The following is a 22,436-nucleotide window of genomic DNA, read 5'->3' as shown; positions in this document are numbered from 1 at the left end:
CCAATAAAGGGCACTGGCATGCAATTTGCTCCCTTGTGAGGCAGGTCGCCCTGACGGACTATCCCGCCGGGCTTCACCGCACATATCGGGGCTCATCGATACGAGCCTTTTCCACCTGGAGGACAACATGTCTAAGGCTGTTCAACTGATCAAAGAACACGACGTGAAGTGGGTAGACCTGCGCTTCACCGATACCAAGGGCAAGCAGCACCACGTGACCATGCCGGCCCGTGACGCCCTGGACGAAGACTTCTTCGAGCACGGCAAGATGTTCGACGGCTCGTCCATCCATGGCTGGAAAGGCATCGAAGCCTCCGACATGATCCTGATGCCGGTGGACGACACCGCCGTGCTGGACCCGTTCACCGAAGAGCCGACCCTGATCCTGGTCTGCGACATCATCGAGCCGAGCACCATGCAAGGCTACGACCGCGACCCGCGCTCCATCGCCAAGCGCGCCGAAGAGTTCCTCAAGACCACCGGCATCGGCGACACCGTATTCGTTGGTCCCGAGCCCGAGTTCTTCATCTTCGACGAAGTGAAGTTCAAGTCCGACATCTCCGGCTCGATGTTCAAGATCTACTCCGAGCAAGGCTCCTGGATGACCGACGGCGACGTCGAAGGCGGCAACAAGGGCCACCGTCCGGCCGTCAAGGGCGGTTACTTCCCGGTTCCGCCGTGCGACCACGACCACGAAATCCGTACCGCCATGTGCAACGCCATGGAAGAAATGGGCCTGGTCGTCGAAGTGCACCACCACGAAGTGGCCACTGCCGGTCAGAACGAAATCGGCGTGAAGTTCAACACCCTGGTGGCCAAGGCTGACGAAGTTCAGACCCTGAAGTACTGCGTGCACAACGTGGCCGATGCCTACGGCAAGACCGCCACTTTCATGCCGAAGCCGCTGTACGGCGACAACGGCTCGGGCATGCACGTGCACATGTCGATCTCCAAGGACGGCAAGAACACCTTCGCCGGCGAAGGCTATGCCGGTCTGTCCGAGACCGCCCTGTACTTCATCGGCGGCATCATCAAGCACGGTAAGGCCCTGAACGGCTTCACCAACCCGTCGACCAACTCCTACAAGCGTCTGGTTCCGGGCTTCGAAGCACCGGTGATGCTGGCCTACTCGGCTCGCAACCGTTCCGCCTCGATCCGTATCCCCTACGTTGCCAGCCCGAAAGCCCGCCGTATCGAAGCGCGCTTCCCGGACCCGGCTGCCAACCCCTACCTGGCCTTCGCTGCCCTGCTGATGGCCGGTATCGACGGTATCCAGAACAAGATCCACCCGGGCGATGCAGCCGACAAGAACCTGTACGACCTGCCGCCGGAAGAAGGCAAGCTGATCCCGCAGGTGTGCGGCAGCCTGAAGGAAGCCCTGGAAGAGCTGGACAAGGGCCGCGCGTTCCTGACCAAGGGCGGCGTGTTCTCCGACGACTTCATCGATGCCTACATCGAGCTGAAGAGCGAAGAAGAAATCAAGGTGCGCACCTTCGTGCACCCGCTGGAATACGACCTGTACTACAGCGTCTAAGCCAGACTCGCGCCGTCTGACGGCGCGCTTGAAAGCCCCGCCCGGCTCTGCCTGGCGGGGCTTTTTTCATTTCCCACCTGTAGGGTGCGCCGCGCGCACCGAAAGCCACAGCGCCAGAGAATCTGCAGAATAGGCTGCGCACAGCCTGGGCGGCCCCATGGCCCGAACCGATTTGTAGCCAAACATCACAGCCACAGCGCCCCGCGCTTGCCAGGAACCCATAGCAGTGCAAGGCTTAGGGCACCACCCGAGGAAGGACCGGCCCATGCGCCCATTACTCGCCTGCCTGCTGCTCGCCCTGGCTCTGCCGGCCAGCGCGCAGATCTACAAGTACACCGACGCCAACGGCAATACCGTGTATACCAACCAGCCGCCTGACGGCACGGCGGCCGAGAGCGTCGACCTGCCGCCGACCAACACCGTGGAAATGCAGGTTCCCAAGGCGCCGGCCGAGAGCACCGGCGCCAGCTCGCCGCAGTCCGAGGCACCCTATTCGGTGCTGCGCCTGACCGGCATTCCGGACGACGAAGCCATGCGCGCCAACAACGGCACCTTTATCGTCAGCGTCAATATCGAGCCCCGCCTGCAGCCGGGCCATCGCCTGCGCCTGATCCTCGATGGCGAGCCCTACGGCCAGGCGAGTAACGTACCCAGCCTGCAACTGACCAATGTCGACCGCGGCGAGCACAGCCTGGCGGTGGCGGTCGTTGCAGGTGAGCGCATCATCCAGCAGAGCGCGACCGAAACCTTTACCGTGCAGCGCATCAGCCTGAACAGCCCGGCGCGCCAGACACCGCCGCCCCCCCGTCCAACACCGAAGCCCGCCAATTGAATATGCGTCTGCCGTTAGTCCTCCTTCTGCTCATCGCGCCGGCCGCATTGGCCCAGGTCTACACCTATATCGATGCTGAGGGTAACCGTGTCTTTACCGACAAGCCGCGCAGCGGCAACGCCGAACGGGTGACCCTGCCGCCATCCAACAGCGTGCAGCTGAACCAGGCGACGCCCACGGTCAAACTGGCGCCGACGCAGCAGCCGGTGACCAAGGCCACCGTGCACTACCAGCTGCTACGCGTCCTGCTGCCCGAGCCGGACGCCTCGATCCACAATGGCTCGGGCGACATGATCGTCACCCTGACCAGCGAGCCCGCCCTGCTGCCGGGGCACAGCTACCGTCTGCTGCTGGACGGCGAAGTGCAGGGCGAGGCGAGCCGCAGCCCGGTGTTCTCCCTGCGCCATGTCGACCGCGGCACGCACCAATTGGTGGCCGAGATCATCGACGCCGCCGGCCTGATCGTCGAGCGCACCCCGGCGCAGCCCTTCCACATGCATCGCATGACGCTGGCGCAAAAGCGCAAGGTCAACCCCTGCAAGAAGGACGACTACGGCGTTCGTCCCGAATGCCCCCTAAAAGACAAGCCCAAGGAAGAGGTCAGCATCCTGCCCTTCTTCTGAGCCGCTACGCACCTTTATGGTGCAATCATCCGCACCACCTCCTAAGCTCTCCCTGTTTTGGGTCGCTTCTTCCTACCCAGCCTCGCCGTCTCGGCTGCGCCTCCCGGCAAAACGCCCCAAAAGCAGCCGGGAGCGACGCCTGAGCCGGCTGGCAAGCGCCCAAAGACGGGCCGCCAGCACTGGCGGGCGACAAAAAAATGCGTCTTTTCGGGGCCTTGGTTTGCTTCTTGCATTTTCCTGCCCATTGCCGGAACGCACTGCCTATGACCATCAACGACGCGCTGCACCGCCTGCTACTCGACAACCTGACCACCGCCACCCTGCTGCTCGACAGCCAGCTGTGCCTCGAGTACATGAACCCGGCGGCGGAAATGCTCCTGGCCGTCAGCGGCCAGCGCAGCCACGGTCAGTTCATCAGCGACCTGTTCACCGAATCGCCCGAAGCGCTGTCATCCTTGCGCCAGGCGGTGGAGCAGGCGCATCCGTTCAACAAGCGTGAAGCCGTGCTGACCTCGGTCACCGGCCAGACGCTGACCGTGGACTACGCGGTGACGCCGCTGTTCAGCAAGGGCGAGACCCTGCTGCTGCTGGAAGTGCACCCGCGCGACCGCCTGCTGCGCATCACCAAGGAAGAGGCGCAGCTGTCCAAGCAGGAAACCACCAAACTGCTGGTGCGCGGCCTGGCCCACGAGATCAAGAACCCGCTCGGCGGGATTCGTGGCGCCGCCCAGCTGCTGTCGCGCGAACTGCCCAATGAAGAGCTCAAGGACTATACCAACGTCATCATCGAGGAGGCCGACCGCCTGAGAAATCTGGTCGACCGCATGCTCGGCTCGAACAAGCTGCCGTCGCTGGCGATGACCAATGTGCACGAGGTGCTCGAGCGCGTCGCCAACCTGATCGAGGCGGAAGCGCAAGGCAGCATCACGTTGGTGCGCGACTATGACCCGAGCATCCCGGACCTGCTGATCGACCGCGAGCAGATGATCCAGGCCGTACTCAATATCGTGCGCAACGCCATGCAGGCCATCGCCGGGCAGAAGCACGACATGGGCCTGGGGCGCATCAGCCTGCGCACCCGCACCCTGCGCCAGTTCACCATCGGCCACACGCGCCACCGCCTGGTGGTCAAGGTCGAGATCATCGACAACGGCCCCGGCATTCCGCCGGAGCTGCAGGAAACCATCTTCTATCCCATGGTCAGCGGGCGTGCCGACGGCACCGGCCTGGGCCTGGCGATTACCCAGAACATCATCAGTCAGCACCAGGGCCTGATCGAGTGCGAGAGCCACCCCGGCCACACCGTGTTCTCGATCTTCCTGCCACTGGAACAAGGAGCGACCACGCCATGAGCCGCAGTGAAACCGTCTGGATTGTCGACGACGATCGTTCCATCCGCTGGGTACTGGAAAAGGCCCTGCAACAGGAAGGCATGACCACCCAGAGTTTCGACAGTGCCGACGGTGTACTCGCCCGCCTGACTCGCCAGCAGCCGGACGTGATCATCTCCGACATCCGCATGCCCGGCGCCAGCGGCCTCGACCTGCTGGCACGCATCCGCGAGCTGTACCCGCGCCTGCCGGTGATCATCATGACCGCGCATTCGGACCTGGACAGCGCGGTGGCCAGCTACCAGGGCGGCGCCTTCGAATACCTGCCCAAGCCATTCGACGTCGACGAGGCGGTCTCGCTGGTCAAGCGCGCCTTCCAGCATGCCCAGGAACAGCAGAGCCTGGCCGCGCCCGCCGCGCAGGCGCGCACCCCGGAAATCATCGGCGAGGCGCCGGCGATGCAGGAGGTGTTCCGCGCCATCGGCCGCCTGTCCCACTCTAATATCACCGTGCTGATCAACGGCGAATCCGGCACCGGCAAGGAGCTGGTGGCCCATGCCCTGCACCGCCACAGCCCGCGCGCCGCGGCTCCGTTCATTGCCCTGAACATGGCGGCCATCCCCAAGGATCTGATGGAATCCGAGCTGTTCGGCCACGAGAAAGGCGCCTTCACCGGCGCGGCCAACCAGCGCCGTGGCCGCTTCGAGCAGGCCGATGGCGGCACGCTGTTCCTCGACGAGATCGGCGACATGCCGGCCGACACCCAGACGCGCCTGCTGCGCGTGCTGGCCGACGGCGAGTTCTATCGTGTCGGCGGCCATACCCCGGTGAAGGTGGACGTGCGCATCATCGCCGCCACCCACCAGAACCTGGAAACCCTGGTGCAGGCCGGCAAGTTCCGCGAAGACCTGTTCCACCGCCTCAACGTCATCCGCATCCACATTCCGCGCCTGGCCGACCGCCGCGAAGACATCCCCACCCTGGCCAACCACTTCCTCGCCCGCGCCGCGCAGGAACTGGCGGTGGAACCGAAGCTGCTCAAGAGCGAGACCGAGGACTACCTCAAGCACCTGCCCTGGCCGGGCAACGTGCGCCAGCTGGAGAACACCTGCCGCTGGATCACCGTCATGGCCTCGGGGCGTGAGGTGCATGTCGACGACCTGCCGCCGGAGCTGCTCACTCAGCCGCAGGACGCCGCACCGGTGACCAACTGGGAACAGGCGCTGCGCCTGTGGGCCGACCAGGCCCTGGCACGCGGCCAGTCCAACCTGCTCGACACAGCCGTGCCGGCCTTCGAACGCATCATGATCGAGACCGCGCTCAAGCACACCGCCGGCCGCCGCCGCGACGCCGCCCTGCTGCTGGGTTGGGGGCGCAACACCCTGACGCGCAAGATCAAGGAGCTGGGCATGAAGGTCGACGGCGCGGACGACGACGACAGCGACGACTGATCCGGCCAGCAACAACGAAAAGGGCATCCCGCGGGATGCCCTTTTCATTTCCCCGGATTGCATCCGGGCTACGACGCGACGACCCTAGGGTGCGCTGCGCGCACCGCCAATTGTCGCCGCCCGATCAACCGCGCTGCGCGTTTTTGATCGAGATCTGCGAATTGAGCGTCCAGAAGTCGTAGAGCACGCCAATCAGGAACAGGCCGCCGGTCAGCAGGTAGATGATCCCGGTGATCCACTTGCCCTGGTACATGCGGTGCACGCCGAACACGCCGAGAAAGGTCAGCAGGATCCAGGCGACGTTGTAGTCGGTATCGCCGGCGGTGAAGCGCAGGTCCGCCTCGCGATCCATCGAGGGGATCAGAAACAGGTCGATGATCCAGCCGATGAACAGCAGACCGAGGGTGAAGAACCAGATGGTGCCGGTCACCGGCTTGCCATAATAGAAACGGTGCGAACCGAGAAAACCGAAAATCCACAGCAGGTAGCCGATCAGCTTGCTATGGGTGTCCTGTCGTTGCATGGCGAACTCCTTGTGCGAGATGCAGCTATGACGCTGCGCGCGGAATGAAGGTTTCATTTGCGGCGAGGCGGTGCAACTCAACGAATGGCTTGATAGCTGTACGATGCCCATATACTGTATAAAAAAACAGTATCGATATCGCCTGCCATGCAACTGATCGACAAGCTCACCATCCTCGCCGACGCCGCCAAGTACGATGCCTCCTGCGCCAGCAGCGGCGCGCCCAAGCGCAGCTCCAAAGGCAAGGACGGCATCGGCTCGACCAACGGCATGGGCATCTGCCACAGCTACACGCCGGACGGACGCTGCGTGGCGCTGCTGAAAATCCTGCTGACCAACTTCTGCCTGTACGACTGCCAGTACTGCATCAACCGCCGCTCCAGCGACGTGCCGCGTGCGCGCTTCACCCCCGAGGAAGTGGTCACCCTGACCCTGGACTTCTACAAACGCAACTGCATCAGCGGCCTGTTCCTCAGCTCCGGCATCATCCGCTCGGCCGACTACACCATGGAACAGCTGATCCGCGTCGCCAAGCTGCTGCGTCAGGAACATCAGTTCCGCGGTTACATTCATCTGAAGACCATCCCCGATGCCGCGCCGGAACTGATCGCCGAGGCCGGCCTGTATGCCGACCGCCTCAGCGTCAATATCGAACTGCCCACCGAAACCAGCCTGGTGCGCCTGGCGCCGGAAAAGAACGTCGGCAGCATTCACCAGGCCATGCACAGCATCCACCAGGGCGAGCGCGAGGCCCAGGAGGAGCGCCGCGCGCCGCGCTTCGCCCCGGCCGGGCAAAGCACGCAGATGATCATCGGCGCCGACGCCACCGACGACAGCACCATCCTGCACAACGCGCAGAGCCTGTATCAGGACTATCGCCTGCGCCGCGTCTACTACTCGGCCTTCAGCCCCATCCCGCAGAGCCCGAAAACCGTGCCGTTCGAGGCGCCGCCCCTGCTGCGCGAGCATCGCCTGTACCAGGCCGATTTCCTTATGCGCGGCTATGGCTTCAGCGCCACGGAGCTGCTGGCCGGCCCCGGCAACCTGGCGCTGGATATCGACCCCAAGCTGGCCTGGGCGCTGGCCAATCGCGAGCAGTTTCCGGTGGACCTGAACCGCGCCGATGAGTCGCTGATCGCCCGCGTGCCCGGTATCGGCGTGCTCAGTGCCAGGCGCCTGGGCGCGCTGCGCCGTGAACGGCGCATCCGCTATGAGGACCTGACCCGCCTGCGCTGCGTGCTGGAAAAGGCCAAGCCCTTCATCGTCACTCAGGATTACCGGCCACCGCGGGCCGAACACGAATCCCTGGTGCTGCGCCAGCAATTGCGCGACACCCCGGCGCAGATGGCGTTGTGGTGATGCACAGCCTGCGCTTCGACGGCACCTTCGCCACCTGGCGCCAGGCCGCGCGCCGCGCCCTGCTGCAGGGCCTGGCGCCGCATCAGCTGCAGTGGCTGGACGAAGAAGCGGCGCCCGGCCTGTTCGATCAACCCGCCGAACGCGCGCCGGAGCCCAATGGTCGCCTGCGCGTATCGCCCGAACTGCTGGAGCTGCTGGAAAGCGCCGCGCAGTACCGCGGCGAGGAGCGCTGGAGCCTGCTCTACCGCGTGCTCTGGCGCTTCGTGCAGGGCGAGCGCAGCGCGGTGCTGGCCGGCGATCCCGACGGTAGCGAGTTGCATCGGAGGCTCAAGGCGGTGCGCCGCGAGGCCCATCACCTGCATGCCTTCGTGCGCTTTCAGCCGAGCAAGGCGCAAGGCGCGCCGGATTTCGTCGCCTGGTTCGAGCCGGCGCACGACATCCTGGCCTCGGCCAGCGGCCATTTCGCCGAGCGCCTGGGCAAGCACAGCTGGTTGATCGCCACGCCGCGCGATGGCGTGTTCTGGGACGGCCAGCGTCTACAGCACGAGCGCCACTGCCCGGCGCAGTGGCAAGCCTGGGCACAGCAGCCCGAGGATGATGGCCAGGCCCTTTGGCGCGCCTATTACGGCAGCACCTTCAATCCGGCGCGGCTCAACCGCACGGCAATGCAGCAGCATCTGCCACTGAGATTCTGGAAGCACCTGCCGGAAGGCCCGCTGATTCCGCAACTGATGAGCGAAGCGCGCGCCGGTGCGCAGCGCGATGGCCAGGCACTGGTGCTGGCCGGCAGAAAGGGCAAACGCATCGCCCAGATAAACGAAGGGGACGCAGCGCGTCCCCCGTCAGGCAGCGTCAGCGGAAGCGACGCCCCGGATCTTCCTCGCTGACCTCCAGCGCCAGGCCCTGGGCCATGCTGGTCAGGTGATCGCCGTCGGTTTCCGAACCGAGCTTGATCATCAAGCGCAGGTCGTTGGCCGAGTCGGCGTAGAGCAGCGCATCTTCGTAGGTGATCTCGCCCTGGGTGTAGAGGTTGTACAGCGCCTGATCGAAGGTCTGCATGCCCTGCTCGGTGGAGCGCTTCATCAGACCCTTGAGCTCGTGCACCTCGCCCTTGCGGATCAGGTCGGCAGCCAGCGGGGTGTTGATCAGCACCTCGATCACCGCGCGACGGCCCTTGCCGTCCGGGGTCGGCACCAGCTGCTGGGCGACGATGGCCTTGAGGTTGAGCGACAGGTCCATCCACACCTGGTTCTGCCGGTCGGCCGGGAAGAAGTTGATGATGCGGTCCAGCGCCTGGTTGGCGTTGTTGGCGTGCAGGGTGGCCAGGCACAGGTGGCCGGTTTCGGCGAAGGCCACGGCGTGGTCCATGGTCTCGCGAGTACGCACCTCACCGATGAGGATCACGTCCGGTGCCTGACGCAGGGTGTTCTTCAGCGCCACCTCGAAGGACTCGGTGTCGATGCCCACCTCGCGCTGGGTGACGATGCAGTTCTGGTGCTGGTGGATGTATTCGATCGGGTCTTCGATGGAGATGATGTGGCCGCTGCTGTTCTTGTTGCGGTAGCCGATCATCGCCGCCAGCGAGGTGGACTTACCGGTACCGGTGGCACCGACGAACAACACCAGGCCACGCTTGGTCAGCGCCAGCTTCTTGAGAATCTCCGGCAGCTTGAGGTCATCGATGGTGGGGATGTTGGTCTCGATGCGGCGCAGCACCATGCCCACCAGGTTGCGCTGGTAGAAGGCACTGACGCGGAAACGACCGATGCCACGGGCGCTGATGGCGAAGTTGCACTCGTGATTCTCGGCAAAATCGCGGCGCTGCGCTTCGTTCATCACACCCAGCACGGTCTCGCGGGTCTGCTCCGGCGACATGGCGTTCTTGGTCACCGGCATGATCCGGCCATTGACCTTCATCGACGGCGGCACGCCAGCGGTGATGAACAGATCGGAGCCGCCTTTTTCGACCATCAGGCGCAGTAGTTTTTCGAATTCCATCTTGGGTCTCGCCAATCAACTGCACGCCCGATTATGGCCCTGAGCGGACCTGGCGACTGGCGGCGTGCGGCACAGTCGCTACGGCTGTTAGAAGTTTTCCGGGCTCTTGGCCTTCTCGCGCGCGCTGTCGCGGCTGACCAGGCCTTTGGACACCAGCGTCTTCAGGCAGGCATCGAGGGTCTGCATGCCCAGGGCGCCGCCGGTCTGGATCGCCGAATACATCTGCGCCACCTTGTCCTCGCGGATCAGGTTACGGATGGCCGGGGTGCCGATCATGATTTCGTGAGCGGCGACACGACCGCCGCCGATCTTCTTCAGCAGGGTCTGCGAGATCACCGCCTGCAGCGATTCGGAGAGCATCGAACGGACCATGGATTTCTCTTCGGCGGGGAACACGTCGACCACACGGTCGATGGTCTTGGCCGCCGAGGTGGTGTGCAGGGTGCCGAATACCAGGTGACCGGTTTCCGCGGCGGTCAGCGCCAGGCGGATGGTTTCCAGGTCGCGCATCTCGCCCACCAGGATGATGTCCGGGTCTTCACGCAGGGCCGAGCGCAGCGCTTCGGAGAAGCCGTGGGTGTCGCGGTGCACCTCACGCTGGTTGACCAGGCACTTCTTCGACTCGTGAACGAATTCGATGGGGTCCTCGATGGTGAGGATATGGTGGTACTTGTTGCTGTTGAGGTAGTCGAGCATCGCCGCCAGGGTGGTCGACTTGCCCGAACCGGTAGGGCCGGTGACCAGCACCAGGCCGCGCGGCACGTCGGTGATCTTGCGGAACACCTCGCCCATGCCGAGGTCCTCCATGGTCAGCACCTTCGAGGGAATGGTACGGAACACCGCACCGGCACCGCGGTTCTGGTTGAAGGCGTTGACCCGGAAGCGCGCCACGCCCGGCACCTCGAAGGAGAAGTCGGTCTCGAGGAACTCTTCGTAATCCTTGCGCTGCTTGTCGTTCATGATGTCGTAGATCAGCGCGTGTACCTGCTTGTGATCCAGCGGTGGCAGGTTGATGCGGCGCACATCGCCGTCGACGCGGATCATCGGCGGCAGACCCGCCGAGAGGTGCAAATCCGACGCACCTTGCTTGGCGCTGAAGGCGAGCAGCTCAGTGATATCCATGGGACTCCCCAATTACAAGCAAGCAGGTAGAATGCCGCGAACCCTCTAAAGGTCGGGCTTTGTAGAGCGCAGGTAATGTCCACGATAGCAGAGAATATTGCAAAGGTCGGAGCGCGCATCCGTGAGGCGGCGCAAGCCTCGCAGCGCAATTTTGCCGATATCGGCCTGCTGGCGGTGAGCAAGACCAAACCGGCCGACGCCATTCGTGAGGCCCATGCCGCCGGCCTGCGCGATTTCGGCGAGAACTACCTGCAGGAGGCGCTGGAAAAGCAGGCCGCGCTGAGCGACCTGCCCTTGATCTGGCACTTCATCGGCCCCATTCAGTCGAACAAGACCCGGCCCATCGCCGAGCATTTCGACTGGGTACATTCGGTGGATCGCCTGAAAATCGCCCAACGCCTGTCCGACCAACGCCCTGCGCACCTGGCGCCGCTGAACATCTGCCTGCAGGTCAACGTCAGCGGTGAAGACAGCAAATCCGGCTGCAGCCCGGAGGAACTGCCGGAGCTGGCCAGAGCCGTTAGCACCATGCCCAACCTCAAGCTGCGCGGGCTGATGGCGATCCCTGAACCCACCGACGACATCGCCGCGCAACACGCCGCTTTCGCTCGCCTGCGCCAGTTGCGCGATGATCTCGGCCTGCAACTCGACACCCTGTCCATGGGCATGAGCCATGACCTGGAGGCCGCCATCGCCGAAGGCGCCACCTGGGTGCGCATCGGCACCGCCCTGTTCGGCGCCCGCGACTACGGCCAGCCCTCCCATTGAATGAAGGAACTCCCGCAATGAGCAGCAACCCGATCATCGCCTTCGTCGGCGCCGGCAACATGGCCGCCAGCCTGATTGGCGGCCTGCGCGCCCAGGGCGTGGCGGCCAGCGCCATCCGCGCCAGCGAGCCCGGCAGCGAACAGCGCGCGCGCCTGCAGCAGGAGCACGGCATCGCCACCTTCGCCGACAACAGTGAGGCCATCAAAGGCGCCGAGCTGATCTTGCTGGCGGTCAAGCCTCAGGTGATGAAGGCGGTGTGCCTGGACCTGGCGCCGCACCTGACCGCCGATCAGGTGATCATCTCCATCGCTGCCGGCATCAGTTGCGCCAGCCTGGAAAACTGGCTGGGTCAACGCCCGGTGGTGCGCTGCATGCCCAACACCCCGGCGCTGCTGCGCCAGGGCGTATCCGGCCTGTTCGCCAATCCGCGCGTCAGCGCCGCGCAGAAGGCCCAGGCCGAGCAGGTGCTGAGCGCCGTGGGCCTGGCCCTGTGGCTGGACGACGAAGCGCAGCTCGATGCGGTGACCGCCGTCTCCGGCAGCGGCCCGGCCTACTTCTTCCTGCTGATCGAGGCCATGACCGCGGCCGGCGAACAGCTCGGCCTGCCGCGCGAAACCGCCGCCCGCCTGAGCATCCACACCGCCCTGGGCGCCGCGCGCATGGCCAGCGAGAGCGATGTGGACGCCGCCGAACTGCGCCGCCGCGTGACCTCGCCGAACGGCACCACCGAAGCGGCGATCAAAACCTTCCAGGCCGGCGGCTTCGAAACCCTGGTACAACAGGCGCTGAATGCCGCCGCCAACCGCTCGGCCGAGTTGGCCGAACAACTGGGTCAATAAGGAGACAGCATGTCCGGCCTCATAGAAGCCCTGATCTACATCATCCAGACCCTCGGCAGCCTGTACCTGCTGATCGTGCTGCTGCGCTTCATCCTGCAACTGGTGCGCGCGGACTTCTACAACCCGCTGAGCCAGTTCATCGTCAAGGCCACGCAGCCACTGCTGACGCCGCTGCGCCGCATCATTCCGGGCTTCGCCGGGCTGGACCTGGCCTCGCTGGTACTGGCCATCCTGGTGCAGCTGCTGCTGATGGTGGTGACCCTGACCCTGATGGGCTACAACGTCGGCGGCTTCATCCTGCAGTTGCTGGTGTGGTCGGTGATCGGCGTGACCTCGCTGTTTCTCAAGGTGTTCTTCTTCGCTCTGATCATCAGCGTGATCCTGTCGTGGGTCGCTCCGGGCAGCTACAACCCGGGCGCGCAGCTGGTCAATCAGATCTGCGAACCGCTGCTGGTACCGTTCCGCAAGCTGCTGCCGAACCTGGGCGGCCTGGATATCTCGCCGATCTTCGCCTTCATCACCATCAATCTGATCGACCGCTTCGTCATCGGCAGCCTGGCCGCCTCCACCGGCCTGCCGCCGATGCTCAGCCCCTTCCTTTGATAGCGTGAGCTACTTTCGCTGGGACGGCGAGGACCTGATCCTCGACTGTCACCTGCAGCCCAAGGCGAGCAAGGACGAGTTCGCCGGGCTGCATGGCGAAAGGCTGAAGATCCGCCTCACCGCCCCGCCGGTCGAGGGCAAGGCCAATGCCCATCTGCTGGCTTTTCTGGCCAAGGCCTTCGGCGTCGCCAAGGCCCAGGTGAACCTGGAAAGCGGCGAGCTCAACCGCCACAAGCGCTTGCGCATCCACGCGCCGCAGCGTCTGCCGACGCTGCCTGGGCTGACCTTTCCCGGGAAATGACCGTTCGGCGCGCGCAACGACCGCTCGGCGGGCACCCCCGGCCTTAAGGCGGGACAAACGGGCGGGGAGATTGACGGCCGCAGGCGGCGCCGCATAATGCGGATTATTCACACGAACGCCGTGCGTTCTGACGGCAAAATGGCGCGAACCGTACAGGGCGTGTCGGCACCGCGACGGTGCCGCCAGCGAACGCCCTGATACGATCCGCTGCACGCATTGCCGAGAGGAGAGCCAGGATGAGCATGGAACGTCTCAGCCAGCAAGTGGACGCCTACGTCGCCTGGAAGCGCGAGCTGATGCGCGAGATCACCCGCTACCGCAGCTGGCTGGAGCACAACCGGCTCAATTCCGAAGCGGTGCAGGCCAAGCTCGAGCGCGCGCTGAAGATCCTGCGCACTGACCACATCACCCTGGCCTTCGTTGGCGAGTTCTCCCGCGGCAAGACCGAGCTGATCAACAGCCTGTTCTTCTCCGAGTACGGCCAGCGCATGCTGCCGTCGCACGCCGGGCGCACCACCATGTGCCCCACCGAGCTGTTCTTCGATCCGCGCTCGGAGCGCTCCTACATCCGCCTGCTGCCCATCGAGACGCGCACCGCCTCGGCCAGCGTCGCCCAGTTCAAGCGCATTCCCCGGCACTGGGTGAACATTCCCCTGGACACCAGCGACCCGGCCAACATGGCCCTGGCCTTCAGCCAGGTGGCCAAGACCAAGCCCATGCCGGTGGAGCAGGCGATCCAGCTCGGCTTCCACCCGGACATGCTCGAAGGCACCGGCAAGCGTGGCCAGGTGCTGGTGCCGGCCTGGCGTCACGCCATGGTCAACTTCGATCACCCGCTGCTGCGTCAGGGTCTGCGCATTCTCGACACGCCCGGCCTCAACGCGCTGGGCAGCGAGCCGGAGCTGACCCTGTCGATGCTGCCCAATGCTCAGGCGATCATCTTCCTGTTGGCCGCCGATACCGGCGTCACCGCCAGTGACATGAGCATCTGGCAGCAGCACATCCGCCAGCTCGACGAAGACACCCAGACCAGCCTGTTCGCCGTACTGAACAAGATCGACGTGCTGTGGGACGACCTGGCCGGCGAGACCTTCGTGCAGAACGCCATCGGCCAGATCCAGAGCGCCACCGCCAAGCAGTTGGGTATCGCCAAGCAGGACGTGCTGCCGCTGTCGGCCAAGCAGGCCTTGCTGGCCAAGGTGCGCAAGGACGAGGAGCTGCTGGCCCGCAGTCAGATGGCAAACCTGGAAACCCTGCTGTGCGACCGCATCGTCACCCAGAAGGAGCGCCTGATCGAAGATCAGGTGGTGCGCCAGGTCCTGGCCCTGCTCAACAACAGCCAGCACGTGCTGGGCCTGCGCCTGGAGAAGGTCAGCGAACAGCTCACCCTGCTCGGCAACCACCAGCAGGACAATGGCCAGCTGCTGTTCGAACTGACCGCCAAGACCAAGGAAGACCACAGCCGGCACCACAAACGCCTGCTCGGCCTGAAGACCAACCAGCGCCTGCTGCAGCGCCAGGGCCAGCTGCTGCGCCATGCCGCACGCCCCGAGCGCCTGGACGAGCACCTGGCCAATGTACGGCGCAATCTCACCGGCAGCTGGACTACCCTTGGCATCAATCAGGCCATCCTGCACTTCTTCCGCGCCGTGGAGCATGACCTGCACAGCCTCGAGCATGAAGCCGAGATGGCCAACCGCATGGTCGCCGCCATCTACCGCCGACATAACGAAGACAACCCGCTGGGTGGCATCGACGCGCCGCAGTTCAAGATCCAGCGCTACCAGCGTGAGCTGAAGAAGCTGCAGGTCAAGGGCGATCAGTTCCGCCTGCACGTGAAGACCCTGCTCACCGAACAGCGCAGCCTGACCCGGCGCTTCTTCGCCACCCTGGCCCAGGAAGTGATCGGTCTGCACCGGCGCCTGCGCCAGGATGCCGAGCAATGGGCCGCGGATGCGCTGATGCCGCTGATGCAGCACACCCTGGAACACAAGCAGATGCTGGAAAGCCACATGCTACGCCTCAAGGCCCTGGCCCAGGAGACCCAGCAGACACGCAAGCGCAGCCAGCAACTGGCGCGCTACAAGGAAGAGCTGGAGCTGCAGCTGGCCCAGGCCGCCGACATGCTGCGCATCCTGCGCCGGCCGGCGCCGGTACAGCGCCAGGGCAAGGTGGTCAGCCTGCCCTCGGCGATCGGCGCCCAGGTCGGCGGCGAATAGCCCACCCTGGCGCGAGGGGCGGGTCCAACCCGCCCTTGCGCTCGCCATGAGCTGCGCAGTTGCCAGCTCGCTTGCCGCTACCTGCGGTGCTCTTTAGACTGGCGCCCTCCTCCGATTCGTTAGCCACGTCCATGCCCACTGCCTTTCCCGAAGATTCCGTCGGCCTGGTCAGCCCCCAGGTATTTCGTTTCAGCGAACCGCTGGCGCTGGCCTGCGGGCGCAGCCTGGCCGAGTACGAACTGGTCGTCGAAACCTACGGCGAGCTGAATGCCGCGCGCAGCAATGCCGTGCTGATCTGCCACGCCCTGTCCGGCCATCATCATGCCGCCGGCTACCACAGCCCGGATGATCGCAAGCCCGGCTGGTGGGACAGCTGCATCGGCCCCGGCAAGCCCATCGACACCAACAAGTTCTTCGTCGTCAGCCTCAACAACCTCGGCGGCTGCAACGGCTCCACCGGCCCGAGCAGCGCCAACCCGGCTACCGGCAAGCCTTATGGCGCGGATTTCCCGGTGATGACCGTGGAAGACTGGGTGCACAGCCAGGCGCGCCTGGCCGATGTGCTCGGCATCGAGCAGTGGGCCGCGGTGATCGGCGGCAGCCTGGGCGGCATGCAGGCCCTGCAATGGAGCATCAGCTACCCCGAGCGCGTGCGTCACTGCCTGGCCATCGCCTCGGCGCCCAAGCTGTCGGCGCAGAACATCGCCTTCAACGAAGTGGCGCGCCAGGCGATTCTCACCGACCCGGAGTTCCACGGCGGACACTTCCAGGAACGCGGCGTGATCCCCAAGCGCGGGCTGATGCTGGCGCGCATGGTCGGCCATATCACCTACCTGTCCGACGATGCCATGGGCGAGAAATTCGGCCGCGGCCTGAAGAGCGAGAAGCTCAACTACGACTTCCACAGCGTCGAGTTCCAGGTGGAGAGTTACCTGCGCTACCAGGGCGAGGAGTTCTCCGGGCGCTTCGACGCCAACACCTACCTGCTGATGACCAAGGCGCTGGACTACTTCGACCCGGCCGCCGCCCACGACGGCGACCTGGCCAGGACCCTGGCCGTGGCCAAGGCGGACTTCTGCCTGATGTCCTTCACCACCGACTGGCGCTTCTCCCCCGCCCGCTCGCGGGAGATCGTCGATGCCCTGACGGCGGCGAAGAAGAACGTCTGCTACCTGGAGATCGACGCCCCCCAGGGCCACGACGCCTTCCTCATGCCGATCCCGCGCTACCTGCAGGCATTCGGCAGCTACATGAAGCGAATCGAGGTATGAGCATGCGAGCGGATCTGGACATCATCCAGGAATGGATCGCCCCGGGCAGCCGTGTGCTCGACCTGGGCTGCGGCGACGGCGAACTGCTCGCCTGGCTGCGCGACAACAAGCAGGTTTCCGGCTACGGCCTGGAAATCGACCCGGACAAGATCGCCCTGTGCATCGAGCGCGGCGTCAACGTCATCGAGCAGAACCTCGACCTGGGCCTGGGCAACTTCGCCAGCAACAGTTTCGACGTGGTGGTCATGACCCAGTCGCTGCAGGCGCTGCACTACCCGGACAAGGTGCTGGCCGAGATGCTGCGGGTCGGCAAGACCTGCATCATCACCTTCCCCAACTTCGGCCACTGGCGCTGCCGCTGGTACCTGACCACCAAGGGTCGCATGCCGGTGTCGGACTTCCTGCCCTACACCTGGTACAACACGCCGAACATCCACTTCTGCACCTTCGAGGACTTCGAGCGCCTGTGCCACGCCCAGGGCGCACGGATCGAGGAGCGCCTGGCGGTGGACCGCGATCACCGCCATGGCTGGGCCAGCCGCGCCTGGCCTAATCTATTGGGTGAGATCGGCATCTATCGCATCAGCGGAGCGGATCTCGCAGCCCACCGCGTCGCGGTCTGAACCTGACCGAGGAGAACCATCATGCGTCGCATCATCCCCTTTCTGATCGCCCTGTGCCTGGCCCTGCCGGCCGCCGCCGAACGCAAGCAGAGCTTCGGCGACCTCGATGTGCACTACAGCGTGTTCAATTCCAGCTTCCTGCAACCGGACATCGCCAGCGCCGCCGGCCTGGTGCGCAGCAAGACCCAGGGCGTGGTCAACGTCGCCGTGCTCAAGGCCGGCAAGGCCAGCACCGCGCAGGTCAGCGGCCAGGTGAAGAACCTGCTGGGGCAGAGCACCGCACTGACCTTCAGGCAGGTCACCGAGAGCGGCGCCATCTACTACCTGGCGCAGTTCCCCTTCTCCAGCCGCGAGATACTCAGCTTCACTCTCGACGTGCGCCAGGGCGACAACACGCACCGCATCACCTTCAATCAGGAAATGTTCCCGGATGACTGACTTCAAGGAACTGGTGCTGGCCAGCCATAACGGCGGCAAGCTCAAGGAACTGCAGGCCATGCTCGGCGACGCCGTGCGCGTGCGTTCGATCGGCGAATTCTCCAGCGTCGAGCCGGAGGAAACCGGCCTGTCGTTCGTCGAAAACGCCATCCTCAAGGCGCGCAATGCCGCACGCATCTCCGGGCTGCCGGCGCTGGCCGACGACTCCGGCCTGGCGGTGGATGCCCTCGGCGGCGCACCCGGCATCTACTCGGCGCGCTACGCCGATGGTCAGGGCGATGCGGCGAACAACGCCAAGCTGCTCGCGGCCCTGAAAGACGTACCGGATACCGAGCGCGGCGCGCAGTTCGTCTGCGCCCTGGCGCTGGTGCGCCACGCCGACGATCCGCTGCCGATCCTCTGCGAAGGTCTGTGGCACGGCAGCATCCTGCACGAGGCCCGTGGCGAGCACGGCTTCGGCTACGACCCGCTGTTCTGGGTGCCGGAAACCGGCTGCTCCAGCGCCGAACTGCCGGCCGAGCAGAAGAACCGCCTGAGCCACCGCGCCCGCGCCATGGCGCTGCTCAAACAGCGCCTGGGGCTGGCATGAGCGATACCGCTGGCGGGCGTTTCCTGCTCCCGCCCCTCGCGCTCTATATCCATATCCCCTGGTGCGTGCGCAAATGCCCCTACTGCGACTTCAACTCCCACGCCGCTGGGCCGACGCTGCCTGAAGAGGAATACGTCGACGCCCTGCTCGCCGACCTCGATGCCGACCTGCGGCACGTGCACGGCCGGACGCTGACGTCGATCTTCTTCGGCGGCGGCACCCCCAGCCTGTTCTCCGACCGCGCCCTGGGCCGTCTGCTGGAAGGCGTCGAACGGCGCGTGGCCTTCGCCCCGGATATCGAAATCACCCTGGAAGCCAACCCCGGCACCTTCGAACAGGCCAAGTTCAAGGGTTACCGGGCGCTGGGCATCAATCGCCTGTCCATCGGCGTGCAGAGTTTTCAGGAAGCCAAGCTCAAGGCGCTGGGGCGCATCCACGACGGCAACGAGGCCGTGCGGGCCGCCGATATGGCGCGCGCCGCCGGCTTCGACAACTTCAACCTCGACCTGATGCACGGCCTGCCCGAGCAGAGCATCGAGGACGCGCTGTTCGACCTGCGCACCGCCATCAGCCAGGGCCCGACGCACCTGTCTTGGTACCAGCTGACCATGGAGCCGAACACGGTGTTCTGGAGCCAGCCGCCGGTGCTGCCGGAAGACGATCTGCTATGGGACATCCAGGAGGCCGGCCAGGCCCTGCTGGCCGCCGAGGGTTACGCCCAGTACGAGGTGTCTGCCTATGCCCAGACGGGCAAGCAGGCGCGGCACAACCTCAACTACTGGACCTTCGGCGATTTTCTCGGCATCGGTGCCGGCGCCCATGCCAAGCTCAGCGCCCCCGACGGGCGCATCCTGCGCAGCTGGAAGACGCGCCTGCCCAAGGACTATCTGGACCCGGCCAAGGTCTTCCAGGCCGGCGAGCGCGTACTCGGCGCCGACGAACTGCCCTTCGAGTTCCTGATGAACGTGCTGCGCCTCACAGACGGCGTGCCGGCCCGCCTGTTCAGCGAGCGCACCGGCCTGCCGCTGGCCAGCCTGGACGCTGCCCGCGCCGAGGCCGAGGGACGCAAGCTGCTGCGCGCCGAGCCCGAACGGCTATGCGCCACCGCCGAAGGCCAGCTGTTTCTCAACGATCTGCTGCAACACTTCCTGCCCTGACATGCCATGGGCGAAGGGTGGCCAGACCCCACCCTTTGCCTCGAACATCTCGCCCGTTCGGCGATGATCCCGCCGAAACGCGCACCCGGCCGCAGCCTTGCGAAAACCCCTGTGACCGTCATCGCAGATTGCCATCTGCCCGCAACACGGCGACGTCTTTTTGATTAGCCTACCGCCCTCCTTGCCGACCGCCCTCCAGCCGTAGCGCTTTCGCCTTGCATCGGATGCCGCTGCGCATTTGCCATGGAACTGCCATACCACCATGCCGATCCTCTCCCGACTACTCAGGACGCTGTGCTGCGCCGCCCTGCTGCTGGTGCTCGCAGGCCAGGCCCACGCCACAGCGGTGCAGCCCGGCCGGAGCGAAGAGAGCTGGACCGTCAACATGCAGAGCGCGGACATCCGCGATTTCATCGAGCAGATCTCCAGCATCAGCGGCCAGACCTTCATCATCGACCCGCGGGTCAAGGGCCAGGTCACGGTGATCGCCCAGGAGCCCATGGGCCTGGCCGAGCTGTACAAGCTGTTTCTCTCGGTGATGACCACCCACGGCTTTGCCGTCATGCCGCAAGGCGACCAGCTCAGCATCATGCCCAATGCCGAGGCCAGAAGCAGCGCCGGCAGCCAGGGCAACCTGGAAACCCGCGTGCTGCAGGTACAGCACGGCGCCGCCAATGACCTGCTGCCGATGATCCGCCCGCTGGTGGCCAACCACGGCCACCTGGCCGCGGTGCCCTCGTCCAACAGCCTGATCATCAGCGACGCGCCCGCCAACATCGAACGCATCGGCGACCTGATTCGCCAGCTGGACGACCGCAGCCAGGACAACTTCAGCGTCTACGAGCTCAAGCACGCCTGGGTCAGCGATCTGGCGAACCTGCTCGGCGCCTCGCTGCAGAACGCCCAGGCCGGTGGCGCCCAGGTCATCGCCGACCCGCGCAGCAACCGCCTGCTGCTGCTCGGCCCTCGCGAAGCGCGACTGCGCCTGCTGAAGCTGGCGCAAAGCCTCGACACGCCCAGCTCGCGCTCGGCCAACACGCGGGTGATACGCCTGCGCCATGCCGACGCCAAGCAGCTGGCCGAGACCCTGGGCGATTTCGGCGACAACCTGAGCCAGAGCCAGGGCAACCAGAGTTCGACGCCCCTGAAACTGATGATCCGCGCCGACCAGAGCCTCAACGCCATCGTCATCATGGCCGAAGCCGACATGGTCAGCCTGTTCGAGGATCTGGTGCGCCAGCTGGATGCGCCGCGCGCGCAGGTACTGGTGGAAGCCGCCATCGTCGAGATGTCCGGCGACATCAACGACGCGCTGGGCGTGCAGTGGGCCATCGACGGCCGCCACAACGCCCTGGGCGGGGTCAATTTCAGCAACACCGGACTGTCCATCGGCACCCTGCTCGGCGCCATCGCCCGCGACGAGACCGCCGAGCTGGCCAAGACGCTGCCCAACGGAGCGATCTTCGGCCTGGGCAATGACAACTTCGGCATGCTGATCACCGCCCTGTCAGCCACCGGCAAGAGCAATCTGCTGTCCACGCCGACACTGCTGACCCTGGACAATCAGCCGGCGGAGATTCTGGTCGGGCAGAACGTGCCGTTCCAGACCGGCTCCTACACCACCGACGCGTCGGGCGCGGGCAATCCCTTCACCACCATCGAGCGCAAGGACATCGGCGTCACCCTCAAGGTCACGCCGCATATCAACGACGGCGCCACGCTGCGCCTGGTGATCGAGCAGGAAATCTCCTCCATCGCTCCCAGCACCGGCCTCAATGCCCAGGCGGTGGATCTGGTCACCAACAAGCGCTCGATCAAGAGCACCGTGCTGGCCGATGACGGCCAGGTGATCGTGCTCGGCGGCCTGATTCAGGACGACACCTCGGCCAGCGCGAGCAAGGTTCCCCTGCTGGGCGACATCCCGGGCGTCGGCCGGCTGTTCCGCTCGACCCGCGACGCACGGCAGAAACGCAACCTGATGGTCTTCCTGCGTCCGAGTGTGGCGCGCGACGGCGTAGGCCTGGCCAACCTGAGCCTCGGCAAGTACCGCGACCTGCGCCTGCTCGGCCAGGCCAGCGGCTACCACCACCTGCCGCCGCAGGCCCACGATCTGTTCAGCCAGGACGCGGCCACGCCCGTCACCGATCTGCGCCAGCCCCAGCTCCAGCCTGCGCAACCACAGCCACAGCCACAACGCAGCCTGATCGAGACGCCCAGGCCGGTCGATCCGGCCAGTCTGGGCGATGGTCAGGGCGGCGACGTCGCGACGGCGCGGGCCCACGAGCGCTATACCATTCGCCTGATCGAAGGCGAAAGCCAGGCGTTCATGCAGGCCCTGCTCGGCCGTCATCCCGACCAGCCGCTGCGCCTGCAGCAGCACGAAAGCGGCACTCGCTACGCCCTGCTCTATGGCAGCTATCCGAACCGCGAGCTGGCCCTCAAGGCGCTGGCTCACCTGCCCGAGCAACTGCCCAGCCGCACGGCTGCGGCAATCCCCGAGTAGGCACAAGGTGCACGGCAGGCGCGGTGAAGCTCCGCCTGGCTGCCAAGCAGACTTGCCTCGGCCGTGCCAAGCCGCCCGCCCAACTCACAAACGAGACGCAATACACCCTGCGGGTGAGACAAGCGTCCAAGTTAGCGCCCACGCCTCGCGCCGCTCGGCCTGGCTGTGAAGTGCATAGCGAATTTCTGGCACCCGCGTACCTAGACTGCCCCCTTTCGCCTTACCAGAGGAAGGAGAAGTGGCATGTCAAAACGCTGGATAACCGCCGTGGTCGCCACGGCAATCGTGGGCGGCACCCTGGGATTCGTACTGTCGGAGACCGCGCAGCCGAAAGGCGATACGGCGCAGCAGA

At 65.3% G+C, this 22,436-nt stretch carries 21 protein-coding genes; 18 read left to right on the top strand and 3 right to left on the bottom strand.

Features of this window, described 5'->3' with window-relative positions:
- Window positions 1–127: 127 nt before the first annotated feature.
- The 5 genes from glnA (at window position 128) to ntrC (ending at window position 5,771) form a co-directional block, all read left to right on the top strand.
- Window positions 128–1,534, top strand: coding sequence for a glutamate--ammonia ligase (glnA, locus tag N7333_RS07680; RefSeq protein WP_004373746.1), 1,407 nt, complete (start codon window positions 128–130; stop codon window positions 1,532–1,534).
- A gap of 265 nt (window positions 1,535–1,799) precedes the next feature.
- Window positions 1,800–2,366, top strand: coding sequence for a DUF4124 domain-containing protein (locus tag N7333_RS07675; RefSeq protein ID WP_096825403.1), 567 nt, complete (start codon window positions 1,800–1,802; stop codon window positions 2,364–2,366).
- 2 nt (window positions 2,367–2,368) lie between these two features.
- Window positions 2,369–2,989, top strand: coding sequence for a DUF4124 domain-containing protein (locus N7333_RS07670; protein WP_129482516.1), 621 nt, complete (start codon window positions 2,369–2,371; stop codon window positions 2,987–2,989).
- Window positions 2,990–3,252: 263 nt separating this feature from the next.
- Window positions 3,253–4,341, top strand: a complete 1,089-nt coding sequence (gene glnL, locus N7333_RS07665; protein ID WP_129482515.1) for a nitrogen regulation protein NR(II) — start codon at window positions 3,253–3,255, stop codon at window positions 4,339–4,341.
- Window positions 4,338–5,771, top strand: coding sequence for a nitrogen regulation protein NR(I) (ntrC, locus tag N7333_RS07660; protein WP_004373752.1), 1,434 nt, complete (start codon window positions 4,338–4,340; stop codon window positions 5,769–5,771). The genes glnL and ntrC overlap by 4 nt, the downstream gene beginning before the upstream one ends.
- A gap of 124 nt (window positions 5,772–5,895) precedes the next feature.
- Here ntrC and N7333_RS07655 read toward each other — a convergent pair whose 3' ends face one another.
- A complete protein-coding gene (locus tag N7333_RS07655; RefSeq protein ID WP_012019964.1) occupies window positions 5,896–6,294 on the bottom strand; it encodes a TM2 domain-containing protein in 399 nt (132 codons plus the stop codon).
- Window positions 6,295–6,441: 147 nt separating this feature from the next.
- On the opposite strand from N7333_RS07655, the gene N7333_RS07650 reads away from it, so the two are divergent.
- Both N7333_RS07650 and N7333_RS07645 read left to right on the top strand, forming a co-directional pair.
- On the top strand, window positions 6,442–7,653 hold the full coding sequence (locus tag N7333_RS07650; protein WP_004373756.1) for a putative DNA modification/repair radical SAM protein: 1,212 nt from the start codon (window positions 6,442–6,444) through the stop codon (window positions 7,651–7,653).
- The gene (locus N7333_RS07645) at window positions 7,653–8,540 is read left to right on the top strand and encodes a TIGR03915 family putative DNA repair protein (RefSeq protein WP_129482514.1); all 888 of its coding nucleotides are present in this window, start codon (window positions 7,653–7,655) and stop codon (window positions 8,538–8,540) included. Before N7333_RS07650 ends, N7333_RS07645 begins: the two co-directional genes overlap by 1 nt.
- Here the strand turns inward: N7333_RS07645 and N7333_RS07640 are convergent.
- Window positions 8,506–9,651: a PilT/PilU family type 4a pilus ATPase gene (locus N7333_RS07640; RefSeq protein ID WP_012019966.1), complete on the bottom strand. Its 1,146-nt coding sequence runs from the start codon at window positions 9,649–9,651 to the stop codon at window positions 8,506–8,508. The genes N7333_RS07645 and N7333_RS07640 overlap by 35 nt on opposite strands.
- Before the next feature lie 87 nt (window positions 9,652–9,738).
- Window positions 9,739–10,773, bottom strand: a complete 1,035-nt coding sequence (locus tag N7333_RS07635) for a type IV pilus twitching motility protein PilT (protein ID WP_004373763.1) — start codon at window positions 10,771–10,773, stop codon at window positions 9,739–9,741.
- A gap of 75 nt (window positions 10,774–10,848) precedes the next feature.
- Here N7333_RS07635 and N7333_RS07630 point away from each other — a divergent pair, with 75 nt between their 5' ends.
- The 11 genes from N7333_RS07630 (at window position 10,849) to gspD (ending at window position 22,084) form a co-directional block, all read left to right on the top strand.
- The gene (locus N7333_RS07630; protein WP_129482513.1) at window positions 10,849–11,541 is read left to right on the top strand and encodes a YggS family pyridoxal phosphate-dependent enzyme; all 693 of its coding nucleotides are present in this window, start codon (window positions 10,849–10,851) and stop codon (window positions 11,539–11,541) included.
- Between the two features lie 17 nt (window positions 11,542–11,558).
- The gene (gene proC / locus N7333_RS07625; RefSeq protein WP_129482512.1) at window positions 11,559–12,380 is read left to right on the top strand and encodes a pyrroline-5-carboxylate reductase; all 822 of its coding nucleotides are present in this window, start codon (window positions 11,559–11,561) and stop codon (window positions 12,378–12,380) included.
- Between the two features lie 9 nt (window positions 12,381–12,389).
- Entirely contained in the window at window positions 12,390–12,983 is a 594-nt protein-coding gene (locus N7333_RS07620) for a YggT family protein (protein ID WP_129482511.1), read from the top strand.
- A gap of 4 nt (window positions 12,984–12,987) precedes the next feature.
- Window positions 12,988–13,284: a DUF167 domain-containing protein gene (locus N7333_RS07615; protein WP_129482510.1), complete on the top strand. Its 297-nt coding sequence runs from the start codon at window positions 12,988–12,990 to the stop codon at window positions 13,282–13,284.
- 236 nt (window positions 13,285–13,520) lie between these two features.
- Entirely contained in the window at window positions 13,521–15,503 is a 1,983-nt protein-coding gene (locus tag N7333_RS07610) for a dynamin-like GTPase family protein (RefSeq protein ID WP_004373774.1), read from the top strand.
- Window positions 15,504–15,634: 131 nt separating this feature from the next.
- Window positions 15,635–16,774, top strand: coding sequence for a homoserine O-acetyltransferase (locus N7333_RS07605; protein WP_004373776.1), 1,140 nt, complete (start codon window positions 15,635–15,637; stop codon window positions 16,772–16,774).
- A 2-nt stretch (window positions 16,775–16,776) separates the two neighbouring features.
- The gene (gene metW / locus N7333_RS07600; RefSeq protein ID WP_012019970.1) at window positions 16,777–17,397 is read left to right on the top strand and encodes a methionine biosynthesis protein MetW; all 621 of its coding nucleotides are present in this window, start codon (window positions 16,777–16,779) and stop codon (window positions 17,395–17,397) included.
- A 21-nt stretch (window positions 17,398–17,418) separates the two neighbouring features.
- A complete protein-coding gene (locus N7333_RS07595; RefSeq protein WP_004373780.1) occupies window positions 17,419–17,835 on the top strand; it encodes a DUF4426 domain-containing protein in 417 nt (138 codons plus the stop codon).
- Window positions 17,828–18,424, top strand: a complete 597-nt coding sequence (rdgB, locus tag N7333_RS07590; protein ID WP_129482509.1) for an RdgB/HAM1 family non-canonical purine NTP pyrophosphatase — start codon at window positions 17,828–17,830, stop codon at window positions 18,422–18,424. Before N7333_RS07595 ends, rdgB begins: the two co-directional genes overlap by 8 nt.
- Complete coding sequence (gene hemW, locus N7333_RS07585; RefSeq protein WP_129482508.1) at window positions 18,421–19,581, top strand: radical SAM family heme chaperone HemW; 1,161 nt, start codon at window positions 18,421–18,423, stop codon at window positions 19,579–19,581. The genes rdgB and hemW overlap by 4 nt, the downstream gene beginning before the upstream one ends.
- A 262-nt stretch (window positions 19,582–19,843) precedes the next feature.
- On the top strand, window positions 19,844–22,084 hold the full coding sequence (gene gspD, locus N7333_RS07580) for a type II secretion system secretin GspD (RefSeq protein ID WP_177491115.1): 2,241 nt from the start codon (window positions 19,844–19,846) through the stop codon (window positions 22,082–22,084).
- The last annotated feature ends 352 nt before the right edge of the window (window positions 22,085–22,436 follow it).

Origin of the sequence: Pseudomonas sp. GD04158 (genome assembly GCF_029834875.1) — a bacterium.
In the GTDB taxonomy this organism is placed as follows: Bacteria; Pseudomonadota; Gammaproteobacteria; order Pseudomonadales; family Pseudomonadaceae; genus Aquipseudomonas; species Aquipseudomonas hydrolytica.
Note: the sequence above shows the minus strand (reverse complement) of the source record. Positions and strands in the feature narration are given on the sequence as shown.